The sequence below is a fragment of the Rhodocyclaceae bacterium genome (genome assembly GCA_020248265.1).
Classification (GTDB): Bacteria; Pseudomonadota; Gammaproteobacteria; order Burkholderiales; family CAIKXV01; genus CAIKXV01.
In genome coordinates this window covers 158,084-170,134 of the sequence record JADCHX010000008.1, presented here as the reverse complement: position 1 = coordinate 170,134, position 12,051 = coordinate 158,084, and the positions used below count along the sequence as shown (strand labels likewise).

The 12,051-nt window shown below is 67.4% G+C and carries 8 protein-coding genes; 3 read left to right on the top strand and 5 right to left on the bottom strand.

The window, feature by feature from the left end:
• Positions 1 to 38 precede the first annotated feature (38 nt).
• The 4 genes from ntrC to glnA form a co-directional block, all read right to left on the bottom strand.
• Complete coding sequence (gene ntrC, locus ING98_09245; GenBank protein MCA3102047.1) at positions 39 to 1,442, bottom strand: nitrogen regulation protein NR(I); 1,404 nt, start codon at positions 1,440 to 1,442, stop codon at positions 39 to 41.
• A gap of 7 nt (positions 1,443 to 1,449) precedes the next feature.
• Positions 1,450 to 2,640 (bottom strand): PAS domain-containing protein, encoded by a 1,191-nt coding sequence (locus ING98_09240; protein MCA3102046.1) that lies wholly within the window; start codon positions 2,638 to 2,640, stop codon positions 1,450 to 1,452.
• 79 nt (positions 2,641 to 2,719) lie between these two features.
• Positions 2,720 to 3,235: a DUF4124 domain-containing protein gene (locus ING98_09235; protein MCA3102045.1), complete on the bottom strand. Its 516-nt coding sequence runs from the start codon at positions 3,233 to 3,235 to the stop codon at positions 2,720 to 2,722.
• Positions 3,236 to 3,439: 204 nt separating this feature from the next.
• Positions 3,440 to 4,852, bottom strand: a complete 1,413-nt coding sequence (gene glnA, locus ING98_09230) for a type I glutamate--ammonia ligase (protein ID MCA3102044.1) — start codon at positions 4,850 to 4,852, stop codon at positions 3,440 to 3,442.
• 361 nt (positions 4,853 to 5,213) lie between these two features.
• On the opposite strand from glnA, the gene ING98_09225 reads away from it, so the two are divergent.
• Entirely contained in the window at positions 5,214 to 5,672 is a 459-nt protein-coding gene (locus tag ING98_09225; GenBank protein ID MCA3102043.1) for a rhodanese-like domain-containing protein, read from the top strand.
• A gap of 34 nt (positions 5,673 to 5,706) precedes the next feature.
• On the opposite strand, the gene ING98_09220 is transcribed toward ING98_09225, so the two are convergent.
• Positions 5,707 to 6,504, bottom strand: a complete 798-nt coding sequence (locus tag ING98_09220; protein ID MCA3102042.1) for an undecaprenyl-diphosphate phosphatase — start codon at positions 6,502 to 6,504, stop codon at positions 5,707 to 5,709.
• Between the two features lie 437 nt (positions 6,505 to 6,941).
• Here ING98_09220 and ING98_09215 point away from each other — a divergent pair, with 437 nt between their 5' ends.
• Together ING98_09215 and ING98_09210 are read left to right on the top strand one after the other, a co-directional pair.
• Complete coding sequence (locus ING98_09215; GenBank protein ID MCA3102041.1) at positions 6,942 to 10,577, top strand: DEAD/DEAH box helicase; 3,636 nt, start codon at positions 6,942 to 6,944, stop codon at positions 10,575 to 10,577.
• 303 nt (positions 10,578 to 10,880) lie between these two features.
• Positions 10,881 to 12,047, top strand: a complete 1,167-nt coding sequence (locus ING98_09210; GenBank protein ID MCA3102040.1) for an efflux RND transporter periplasmic adaptor subunit — start codon at positions 10,881 to 10,883, stop codon at positions 12,045 to 12,047.
• Positions 12,048 to 12,051 lie beyond the last annotated feature (4 nt).

Sequence of the window (12,051 nt, the reverse complement as noted above, 5' to 3'; positions counted from 1 at the left end):
CAGTTGCAACGCGCCCGGGATGTCCGGACGATCCCGGCTCAGCCAGCCGCCGGCGCCTTCTCCTCGAGCCCGAGTTCCTGGATCTTGCGCGTCAAGGTGTTGCGTCCGAGGCCGAGCAGCGTCGCTGCCTCGATCCGCCGTCCCCCGGTGTGCTGCAGCGCCTTGACGATCAGCGTGCGTTCGAAATCGCGCGACAGCTGGTCGATGATCCCCTGCTCGCCACGGCCGAACGACTGCTCCACCTCGCGCTCGAGCGCGAGCAGCCAGTTCTGCTCGGCGCTGGCTGTCGTCTCGCCGCGCAGCTCCGGCGGCAGGTCGTTCACCTCGACATTCATGCCGGGCGCCATCACGCTCAGCCAGTGGCAGAGGTTCTCGAGCTGGCGCACGTTGCCGGGGAGGTCCTGCGCGGACAGGTGGCGCAGCGCGGCTTCTGACAGCCGCTTCGGTTCCACGCCCAGTTCGCGCGCGCTCTTCAGCAGGAAGAACCTGGCGAGCAGCGGGATGTCCTCGCGCCGCTCGCGCATCGGCGGCAGCCGCAGGCGGATCACGTTCAGCCGATGGTAGAGGTCTTCCCGGAACAGGCCCTGCTTCACGCGCTGCTCGAGGTCCTGGTGGGTCGCGGCGATCACGCGTACGTTCGCCTTGATCGGCTGGTGCCCGCCGACGCGGTAGAACTGCCCGTCGGACAGCACGCGCAGCAGGCGCGTCTGCAGTTCCGCCGGCATGTCGCCGATCTCGTCGAGGAACAGCGTGCCGGCATCGGCCTGCTCGAAGCGGCCACGGCGCATTGCCTGCGCGCCGGTGAACGATCCGCGCTCGTGGCCGAACAGTTCGGACTCCAGCAGGTCCTTCGGGATCGCCGCGGTATTGATCGCGATGAACGGCTTGGTGGAGCGCGGGCTGTGCCGGTGCAGGGCCCGCGCGACCAGCTCCTTGCCGCTACCCGACTCGCCGGTGATCAGCACCGTGGCATGCGACTGCGAGAGGCGGCCGATCGCGCGGAACACCTCCTGCATCGACGGCGCCTGCCCGAGGATTTCTGGCGTGGAAGTGGTCTCTTCGGTGCTCTCGGTCTGCCGCACGCTCTCGTCGATCGCGCGCCGGATCAGTTCGACCGCGTGGTTGACGTCGAACGGCTTGGGCAGGTATTCGAACGCGCCGCCCTGGAACGCCGCCACCGCACTCTCCAGGTCCGAGTAGGCAGTCATCACGATCACCGGCACTTCGGGATGCTCGGCCTTGATCCGCTGCAGCAGGTCGAGCCCCGACGCACCCGGCATCCGGATGTCGCTGACCACCACCTGCGGGACGGAGCTGTTCAGCGCGGTGAGCGCGTCCTGCGCGGAGGCGAAACTCTTGTACTCGATGCTCTCGCGCGTGAGCGCCTTCTCGAACACCCAGCGGATCGACTTGTCGTCATCGATGACCCAGACAGATTTCATGGTCTCTTCACTTGGCTGCATTGGAATGGGATAGGCCCGACGGATCCCCGCGCGGCCCTGTGCCGCCTTCGTCGCCGAGCGGAAGGGTCACGGAGAAGCAGGTGCGGCCGGGCGCGCTGTCGAATTCGATGGTGCCGCAGTGCTGGCTGACGAAGGTCTGGGCAAGCGTGAGGCCGAGCCCGCTGCCGCCCTCGCGCGCCGACACCAGCGGATAGAACACACGCTCGCGTACCGACTCCGGGATGCCCGGGCCGTTGTCGATCACCTGCAGCGTGATCGCCTGCCGATAGCGACGGCGCGCCAGCGTCACCGAACGCGCGATGCGCGTACGCAGCACGATCTGGCCCTGCCCGCTCATCGCCTGCGCGGCGTTGCGCACGATGTTCAGCACCGCCTGCAGGATCTGCTCGCGGTCGCCGGTGAGCAGCGGCAGACTGGTGTCGTAGTCGCGTTTCACCACGAGCCCGTCGGGATACTCGGCGAGCATCACGCTGCGTACCCGCTCGATCACCTCGTGGATGTTCAGAGCACCCACCTGCGGCAGGCGATGCGGCGTGAGCATGCGGTCCATCAGCGACTGCAGACGGTCGGCCTCGTGCATCACCACGCGCGTGTACTCGCGCAGGTCCGCGCGGTCGAGCTCCGCGTCGAGCAGCTGCGCGGCGCCCCGGATGCCGCCGAGCGGATTGCGGATCTCGTGCGCCAGGTTCCGCACCAGTTCGCGGTTGGCCTGCGTCTGGTCGAGGATGCGTTCCTCGCGCGCCGCCTTGATCTGCTGGGTGATCGGACGCATTTCGAGCAGGTAGCCCACGTCGCTCGAAGCTTCCCCCGGCAGGTCCACCGGCATCACCGAGCAGATCAGGTGGTGCCGGTCCGCGCGGCCCACCGCACTGAGCTTCACGTCGTAGTCGGAATACCCTGCATTGTTCGTGCGAGCGGAATCGAGCGCGGCAGCCAGCGCCTCGTCGCGGGTGAACACATCATCGAGTGCCTGTTGCAGCATCAGGTTGCGCGACAACCCGAACAGGTTCTCCGCGGCCGGGTTGGCGTAGCGAATGACGAATTGCTCGTCGACGATCAGCACTGCCGTGACGAGCATCTCGAGGCCTGCGAAGGCTGCGCCCGCGCGAAACGATCCGAGCGTCGAGTGCGCTTCGCTCACGGGACCGCCAATGCGTTTCTGGATTGACGTCCGCATGCCGTCATGGTCAGCAAGAAGCGAGCCATGGCAAAGGGGCACCATCCGGGCCGCCGCGCTGCCGCAGGGCCAGCCACGCCTACTTCATGACGGCGAGCTGGCGCTGGATCTCGGCGATGTTGCGTTCGTGCCTCGAAACGGCGTTCTGCAATTCGCGCAGACGGGGATCCGGTCGATCGGCGCTGGCAGGTCCCAGCGCGGCGATCTGCCGGCGTGCATCCTCGAGCAGCCGCTGCTCGCTCGACAGTTCGCGCTCGACGATCTGTCGTGCCTTCAGGTCCCGATCGCGCTGCTCGCTGCGCTCGACGCGCGGGAAGTTCTCCGGCCCGGGATTGCCGCGCGGCGTAGCGGCAGGCGATTCCGTGCGCGGACGTGCGGTGCCCGCTCCGGGCGGCGATGCACCGGCGCCTGGAGCGGCCCGCTGCGCCGACCCGCCCCCCGGCGTCTCCCGGTAGAGCAGGGTGCATTCCTTGAACCTGCGCGACGGACTGTCGGTGAACGTGACCAGGCCGTCGGTGTCGATGCACCGATGGATGTCGGCCCTCGCCATCGCGGGCAGCCACAGCGGTATGGCGACAAGCACCATCGTCAACATCGCCGCCCGCCGGGTCGTCCCCGGCGCAGGGGCGCTGGAATGCCATCTCATCCGGAAATCCCGATCGCGCAGCGCAAATGCGCAGCCGGGCGGAGTCTAGATGACGCGGTGGGCAACCGCAACGAGCCATCGTACCCCCCTCAGTACAACGGGGCGAGTCGCCTCGCCCCGTGCACGCTCGAACTGCCTGCAGGAAGGACCCGGTCAGCAGCTGTAGTACATCTGGAACTCGACCGGGTGCGTCGTCATGCGGAAGGTGGTCACTTCTTCCATCTTCAGCGCGATGTACGCATCGATCATGTCGTTCGAGAACACGCCGCCCCGGGTCAGGAACTCGCGGTCCTTGTCGAGGTAGTCGAGCGCCTGGTCGAGCGACGAGCACACCGACGGCACGTTCTTCGCCTCTTCCGGCTCGAGGTCGTACAGGTTCTTGTCGATCGGGTCGCCCGGGTGGATCTTGTTCTGCACGCCATCGAGGCCGGCCATCATCATCGCCGCGAATGCCAGGTACGGGTTGGCGGTCGGATCCGGGAAGCGCACCTCGATGCGGCGGCCTTTCGGGTTCGACACGTACGGGATGCGGATCGATGCGGAACGGTTGCGGGCCGAATAGGCCAGGTGCACCGGCGCCTCGAAGCCGGGGACGAGGCGCTTGTACGAGTTCGTGCCCGGATTGGTGATCGCGTTCAGCGCACGGGCGTGCTTGATGATGCCGCCGATGTAGTACAGCGCGAACTCGGACAGGCCTGCGTAGCCGTTGCCGGCGAACAGGTTGATGCCGTCCTTCCAGATGGACTGGTGGACATGCATGCCCGAGCCGTTGTCGCCGACGACCGGCTTCGGCATGAACGTGGCGGTCTTGCCGTAGCCATGCGCGACGTTGTGCACGGTGTACTTGAGGATCTGGATCCAGTCGGCGCGCTGGACCAGCGGGGCGAACTTGGTGCCGATCTCGCACTGGCCGGGAGCCGCGACTTCATGGTGATGCACTTCGACTTCGACGCCCTGCTCTTCGAGCGCCAGGCACATCGCCGAACGCAGATCCTGCAGCGAGTCGACCGGGGGAACCGGGAAATACCCGCCCTTGACCGCCGGGCGGTGGGCCCGGTTGCCACCTTCGAACTCATGGCCGCTGGCCCACGGTGCTTCTTCGGACACGACCTTGCACATGGCACCGGCCATGTCGACATGCCAGGTGACCGAGTCGAACACGAAGAATTCGGGTTCGGGACCGAAGTAGGCGACATCGCCGATGCCCGTCGACTTCAGGTACGACTCGGCGCGCTTGGCGAGCGAACGCGGATCGCGGTCGTAACCCTTGCCATCGGAAGGCTCGATCACGTCGCAGGTGACGATCAGGGTCGGTTCGTCGGTGAACGGGTCCATGCGGGCGGTGGACGCATCGGGCATCAGCAGCATGTCGGACGCCTGGATGCCCTTCCAGCCGGCGATCGACGAGCCGTCGAAGGCATGGCCGTCATCGAACTTGGCGAGGTCGACCGTGTGCGACGGCACCGAGACGTGCTGTTCCTTGCCGCGGAAGTCGGTGAAGCGGTAGTCCACGAACTTCACATCGTGGTCTTTGATCATTTTCAGTACGTCATCGGCAGTGGCCATGGTTCTCCTCGTTTCCTCGTCGTCGCTTGCAGCATGAAGTGAGTGTGATACGAAATGCGCGTGCGGCAGATGTGTGGCTGCGGGATACCCTCGCAGCATGAAGCGTGCCAAACCCGATCCGCATTGAAATCATTTCAAAACAGGGCATTAACGCCCGGGCGCTATGCTCGCGCATGGCAACCGCATCATAACGGTGCGCCGGCGTCGATTATGCACGCTTCTGGTGCATTGAATTCGCTGCAGGGCCGGGCGAGCCGGTACCGGGACGGTCGGCAGCCCTTCCTGCACCGAAATCGACCGGAGTAGACTGCGCGAAGCCGCGGCCCGATGACCGCCGCGGGACCTTCCCTCGGAGCAACCCATGACCCTTCCAACCATCGATGCGCTGCGCGAGCGGGCACGCGAGCGTGCCCGCGCACTGGACGTCCCGTACGCCGGTTGCCTGGAACCCGCCGAAGCCTGGATGCTCCTCCAGCATGATGCCGTGGCACGGCTGGTCGACGTCCGGTCGCGCGCGGAATGGGAGTTCGTCGGCCGCGTCCCGGGCGCGGTCGAGATCGAGTGGAAGAGCTGGCCGGGAATGGTCCCCAATGCAGCCTTCCTCGACACGCTGGCCGGGAAGGTCGACCGCACCGCGCCGCTGCTGTTCCTCTGCCGCAGCGGCGGACGTTCGCACGATGCCGCGCTGGCAGCCACCGCGGCCGGATTCACCGCCTGCTACAACGTGCTGCAGGGATTCGAGGGGGACCGCGACGATGCGGCACACCGCAACACCCTGGGCGGCTGGCGCGCCGCGGGGCTGCCCTGGAGCCAGGGCTGAGGAACACGGGCAACGCCGGGCACCCTGGCCGTCGCTACAGGAAGTACCACAGCACGACCAGTCCGAGCGCGATCCGGTACCAGCCGAACGGCGCGAAGCTGTGCCGCGAGACGTAGGCAAGCAGCGCCTGCACCGTCACCAGCGCCGTGATGAACGCCGCCACGAAGCCTGCGGCGAACGCACCGGCGTCGTCCCAGGACAGGATGGCGGCATTCTTGTAGAGGTCATAGGTCACCGCGGCGGCCATCGTCGGCATCGCGAGGAAGAACGAGAAGCGGGTCGCGGTCTCGCGCGACAACCCGACCAGCATGCCGCCGATGATCGTCGACCCGGCGCGCGAGGCGCCGGGGAACAGTGCGACGCACTGGCAGAGCCCGACCTTCAGCGCATCGAGCCAGGTGAGATCGTCGATGTCGCGCACGCGCGGCTGGCGCGGCCGTGACTCCACCCACAGGATGACCACGCCGCCGACGATCAGCGCAACGGCCACCGTGACCGGCGAGAACAGATAGGTCTTGATCACGCCGTGCAGCACCGCGCCCATCACCATGGCCGGAATGAACGCGATCAGCACGTTGGCCACGAACCGGCGCGCCGACGGATCGCGGCCCAGGCCAGCGGTCACTTCGAACAGCTTGTCGCGATAGGCCACGCACACCGCCAGGATGGCGCCCAACTGGATGAAGATCGCAAACGCCTTGCCGCGGGCATCGTTCAAGCCGAACATGTCCTGGGCGATGATGAGGTGGCCGGTACTCGAGACAGGCAGGAACTCGGTGAGTCCTTCGAGGACGCCCAGCATGACCGCATGCCACAGACCAAGAAATTCCACCGTCGACCACTCCCTGAATTCAACCGGGGGCGCGACGGCGTCGGCGACGCCGTCGGCTGAGGGAATGGTACACAAGGGGGGCTGGTCTTCCCGGTCGGGCGCGGTTACAATGAATCGTGTCCGAGGAATCCTTCCGGACCACACCAACAACATGCGGTGATCGAACTGCTCCCGCGTCGCCAGTCCGAACGGCGTGCGTGCAGTGCGAAACACGCGGAAGACCCCGCAGTCGAAGCAGCGTCCGCTGCGGGTTTGCAATTCGCTGTCCAACCTCAGAAACGCGGTACGCCGAAACCCGCCCGGCGATCCCGCCTGATCGCGCCCACGAACTGGGCGCATCGAACCCTCCAACGCAGTCCTTCGCCACTCTGCCTGCCTTGCCGGGCAGGCGCCGGACGACTGTACCGAGACGACCACGGAACGAACGGATCAACTGCATGGCATTGGTGCTCAAGCTGTTGCGAGCGAATTTTCGCGATCGGGACTGGCAGCGCGGCCAGGGATACCAGCGAACCCGGCGCGTCACGCGCTGTGAGGTCACCCAGGGCGACGATGGCCATGCGGCCATCGACTCCGAGGTCCACGGTTCGGCATCGAACACCTACCAGCAACAGGTCAGGATCACGCTCGAGAACGGCAAGCTCCTGGTCGCCGGACAGTGCACCTGCCCGGTCGGCCAGAACTGCAAGCATGTGGCTGCCGTCTGCATGCACGCGGCCCGCCAACTCGCCCAGAGCTTCGGTCTGCCTGGCCGTGCCGACCGGATCGCCGCGATGCTGCCCGGCGCGGGCGCCGACGAGGCGGGCTTCGACGTCGACCTGTCGCTGGCCGGCATGGTTGCTGGCGCGGGTGTACCGGCACCTGGAACGCAACCGGGTGCCCTGGCCGGTACGCCGCCCGGATCGCAGGCACCGGCCCAGCGCGAACCTGCGTCGCCGCGCGACAGCGCCGCGCGCGAGGCACAACGCGAGGCACAGCGCGAGGCACAGCGCGAACAGCGCGAGATGCAACGCGAAACCCAGCGCCATGGCGGCAACAGCAAGGAGTCCGCAACCGACGTGCGGCTATGGCTCGACCGCCTGACCCATACCCACGAGGCCAGCCTCGGCGAATCCAACGGCTACCCGCCCCAGGTGCGCGAGCGCATCGTCTATACGCTCGCGCCCAGCTTCGTCCCGGGCGGACGCACCGCGCTGCTGCGAGCATTCCAGCTGCGCTTCAAGAAGGACGGTGGCCGGGCCAAGCCGACGCCTTATCCGCTCGCCCAGCTCGCGGTCAGCGATGCCCGCTTCGTGCTCGGCATCGACCGCGAGATCGGCCGGCTGGCACCCGGACGCGGTCCTGCGGCACAGGGCGTACGCCTCGACGAACACGACAGCGCGGCGCTGCTGCGCTGGCTGATGGCCACCCGCCGTTGCTACTGGGAGCAGGCCGGGCGCGGCCCTGCGCTGCGCCCGGGCCCCGCGCGCAAGGGCACGATCAGCTGGGAGGCCGATGCCGCCGGCGTCCAGGAATGCCTGATCACGGTCGAGCCGCCGGCACCGGTGCTGCCGCTGACGCCGCCGCAGTACGTCGACCTGAAGACCGGCGAATGCGGCCCGATCGACTGTGGCGTACCCGACGAGTTGTCGGGTGCCCTCGCGCAGGCGCCACGCATTTCGCCCGAGACGGTGGCACTGGTCTCCGAGACGCTGTCGAACGTGGTGAATGGCCACGCAGTGCCCCTGCCGGCCGCCATCGAGGTGCGGCCTCCGCCCGACCTCACGCCGACGCCGGTGCTTACCCTGATCAGCCTGTCGCAGCCGACCACACGCCTGCGCCAGGGCGGCGAATTCCACTGTGCGCGCCTGACCTTCCGCTACGGCCCGGAACTGAACGGCACGCACGCCGGCAGCGGCGCGAATGCGCGGCTGGACAGCGGACGACCCAGCGGGCGCAGCGGTGCCACCCGCGGCCGCGGTGACCCACGCCGGACCGCACCGCTGAATCCGGCATTCGAGAAAGCCACCGCCGCGCAGATGCGCCAGGCCGGCTTCATCTCGGCAGAGAAGGCCTACGGTCCGATCCTGCCGTCGAAGCTGCGCAAGAGCTTCGCGCTGCCGCGCGACGCCGACTGGATCGAAGCGATGAAGAACCACCTGCCGCGCTGGCGCGAGGAAGGCTGGCAGATCACGATGGAGTCCGGCTTCGCCTACGACCTGGTCGAGGTCGACGAGTGGTACGGCGAAATCGAGGAAGGCCGCCCGGGCCAGGACTGGTTCGGGCTCGACCTCGGCATCGAGGTGGCCGGCGAGCGCTTCTCGCTGGTCGACCTGCTGCTCAAGGCGCTGCGCGAGCACGGCCCGAACTTCTTCGAGCCGGTCGACGAGAGCGATGCCGGCAAGCCGATCCTGCTGCCGCTGCCCAACGGCCGGCGCGTGATGCTGCCGCGCGAGCGGCTGACCGCCATCGTCGCGCTGCTGCAGGGGCTGTTCGGTGCCGGGGATTCCAATCTGCCCCCGAAGACGCTGTCGCGCTATGACGTGGGTCGCCTCGCCGCGCTCGACTCGGCGCTGGCGCTGCGCTGGCATGGCGGCGAGCGGTTGCGCGAGATCGCCTCGCGCCTGGCTGGCTTCCGCGGCGTCGAGACGGTCGAACCGCCGAAGGGCATGAACGCGACCCTGCGCGGCTACCAGCAGGACGGTGTCGGCTGGCTGCAGTCGCTGCGCGAATACGGGCTGGCCGGCGTGCTCGCCGACGACATGGGCCTGGGCAAGACCCTGCAGACGATCGCCCACCTGCTGATCGAGAAGGAAGCTGGCCGCCTGACCGAACCGGCACTGGTAGTCGCGCCGACCAGCGTCATCCACAACTGGGCGGCCGAGATGAAGAAGTTCGCGCCGTCGATGAAGGTGCTGGTCCTGCACGGCAAGGACCGCGCGGAGGATTTCGACAAGATCAAGTCGTCCGACCTGGTGATCACCAGCTATGCGCTGTTGCCGCGCGACGAAGAGGTGCTGCAGAAGCAGCACTGGCACATCGTCGTGCTCGACGAGGCTCAGAACATCAAGAACGCGAAGACCAAGGCGGCCATCTCCGCCTGCGCCCTGGAGTCGAGCCACCGGTTGTGCCTGTCGGGCACGCCGCTGGAGAACAACCTGGGCGAACTGTGGTCGCTGTTCCGTTTCCTGATGCCGGGCTTCCTGGGCGACGAGGCGAAGTTCAAGGTCGCCTACCGTACGCCGATCGAGACGCACGGCGATGGCGAGCGCGCGGCACTGCTGGTGAGCCGGGTGCGGCCGTTCCTGCTGCGCCGGACCAAGGACCAGGTGGCTTCCGAACTGCCGCCGAAGACCGAGGTCGTGCGCGAAGTCGAGTTCCAGCCGGTGCAACGCGACCTGTACGAGACGGTACGCGCCGCGATGGACAAGCGGGTGCGCGACGAGATCGGCAAGGTCGGCATGGCCAAGAGCCGCATCGTCGTGCTCGACGCGCTGCTCAAGCTGCGCCAGGTCTGCTGCGATCCGCGCCTGGTCTCGGCCAAGGGTGGCGGGTCGGCGCTGGCAAAGGAGGACGTCGGCATCGAGCAGTCGGCCAAGCTCGCCACGCTGATGGAGATGATCGAGGAGCTGATGAACGAACGCCGTCATGTGCTGGTGTTCTCGCAGTTCACCAGCATGCTCGAGCTGATCGAGGCGGAACTGGCGGCGCGCAACTACAAGTGGGCCAAGCTCACCGGCGAGACCGTCGACCGTCAGGCCGAGGTCGAGAAATTCCAGGGCGGCAAGGTGCCGATCTTCCTGCTCTCGCTCAAGGCGGGCGGCGTCGGCCTGAACCTGACCGCGGCCGACACTGTCATCCACTACGACCCCTGGTGGAACCCGGCGGCCGAGAACCAGGCTACCGACCGGGCACATCGCATCGGGCAGGACAAGCCGATCTTCGTCTACAAGCTGATCGCCGCGAACTCGGTCGAACAGAAGATCATGGACATGCAGAAGAAGAAGGGCGACCTGGCGGCGATGATGCTCGACGGCGCCGACGCCGGCTGGAAGGCGCTGACGTCGGACGACCTGGTTTCGCTGTTCAGCTGACCGGGCTGATGACCCAGGACACCACCCGCCGGGTACGTTTTCGCAACGCGTAGCTGTGTCATGAACGAGTTGATAGACTCTCGTTCGAATCGTCGTGGACTGCTCGGTCAGCATTGTCGGCTGCAGAAATCGACATGGCGATGACCTGGCTGCACGCCCCACTCTCTGCCCAACGAGGCTTCACCGATGCGTTTCCCTGCCCCGATGATTGCCGTCCCGGTCGCCATGGGTAAACGCAGCGCTGAACGCGGACCCGATCGCCGGCGCACTGACGCTCCGTCCATCGAGGCCAGGCTTGCGGCAGTGGTCCGACGCTTCGCAGCGTGCGCACTGCTGCTCGGCGTCGCGGCATGCGACAAGCCCGCAGCACCGTCCGCACCGCCGGTGCCCGAGGTCGGTGTGATGCAGGTCAGCAGCCGCACCACGCCGCTCACCGCCGATCTGGTCGCCGACATCCGCGCCTATCGCGAGGTGGAACTGCGCCCGCGCGTCAGCGGCATCATCGAAAAACAGCTGTTCCAGCCGGGGCAGCTCGTGCGCGAGGGCCAGACGCTGTTCGTCATCGACGCGCGGTCGCTCGATTCGGCAGTGGCCGACGCGCAGGCGAAACTGGTCGAAGCAGAGGCGCAGCTCGATCGTGCGAAGCAGGATGTCGCGCGCTACGAGCCGCTGCTGGTGGACGACGCCATCCCGCGGCAGACCTACGACCAGGCGGTATCGGCGGTCAAGCAGGCGGCATCGGTCGTCGATTCACGCAGGGAAGGCGTCACCCGTGCACGCATCGATCGCAGCTATGCCGAGGTGAAGGCACCGGTGAGCGGTCAGATCGGCCTGCAGAAGGTCGAGGTCGGCGGCCTCGCAAGCGCCGGACAGACAGTCCTTGCAGTCGTGTCGACGCTCGATCCGGTATTTGCCTATGTGAGCGTGCCCGAGGCGGAGTACCTCGCCTTCGCGCGCCGGATCGCAGCTAACCAGCCAGACGAGCGGCTGCGCAGGCAGCTGCCGGTCGAACTCATCCTGTCCGACGGCTCGAAGTACGAGCAGACCGGCCGCTTCGACTTCGCCGACCGCGAGGTGAACTCCACGACCGGCACGCTCACGCTGCGCGCAGTCTTCGCCAACCCCGGCGATCTCCTGCGCCCGGGCATGACCGGCCGGGTGCGCGTCGTCTACGAGGTGGCGAAAGACGCGATCGTCATCCCGCAGAAGGCAGTATCGGAGTTGCTTGGTCGGGCGTTCGTCAGCGTGGTGCTTGCCGACGGCAAGGTCGAGCAGCGGCCGGTCGTTACCGGCGATCGTATCGGGGATCAGTGGCTGATCCGCGAAGGCCTGAAGGCGGGCGACAACGTGATCGTCGAGGGGTTGCAGAGGGCGCGTCCAGGCAGCACCGTGAAGCCGATGCCGCTGGCGGCGGCCGGTGGTGCTGGTGCGGCCGCGCCGGGTGCGGCTGCGACCGCCGCGAAGAAGTAGCGCC

Coding starts and splice junctions, on each gene's coding strand:
- ntrC (MCA3102047.1), bottom strand. CDS start 1,442: ATGAAATCTGTCTGGGTCATCGATGACGACAAGTCGATCCGCTGGGTG.
- ING98_09240 (MCA3102046.1), bottom strand. CDS start 2,640: ATGCGGACGTCAATCCAGAAACGCATTGGCGGTCCCGTGAGCGAAGCG.
- ING98_09235 (MCA3102045.1), bottom strand. CDS start 3,235: ATGTTGACGATGGTGCTTGTCGCCATACCGCTGTGGCTGCCCGCGATG.
- glnA (MCA3102044.1), bottom strand. CDS start 4,852: ATGGCCACTGCCGATGACGTACTGAAAATGATCAAAGACCACGATGTG.
- ING98_09225 (MCA3102043.1), top strand. CDS start 5,214: ATGACCCTTCCAACCATCGATGCGCTGCGCGAGCGGGCACGCGAGCGT.
- ING98_09215 (MCA3102041.1), top strand. CDS start 6,942: ATGGCATTGGTGCTCAAGCTGTTGCGAGCGAATTTTCGCGATCGGGAC.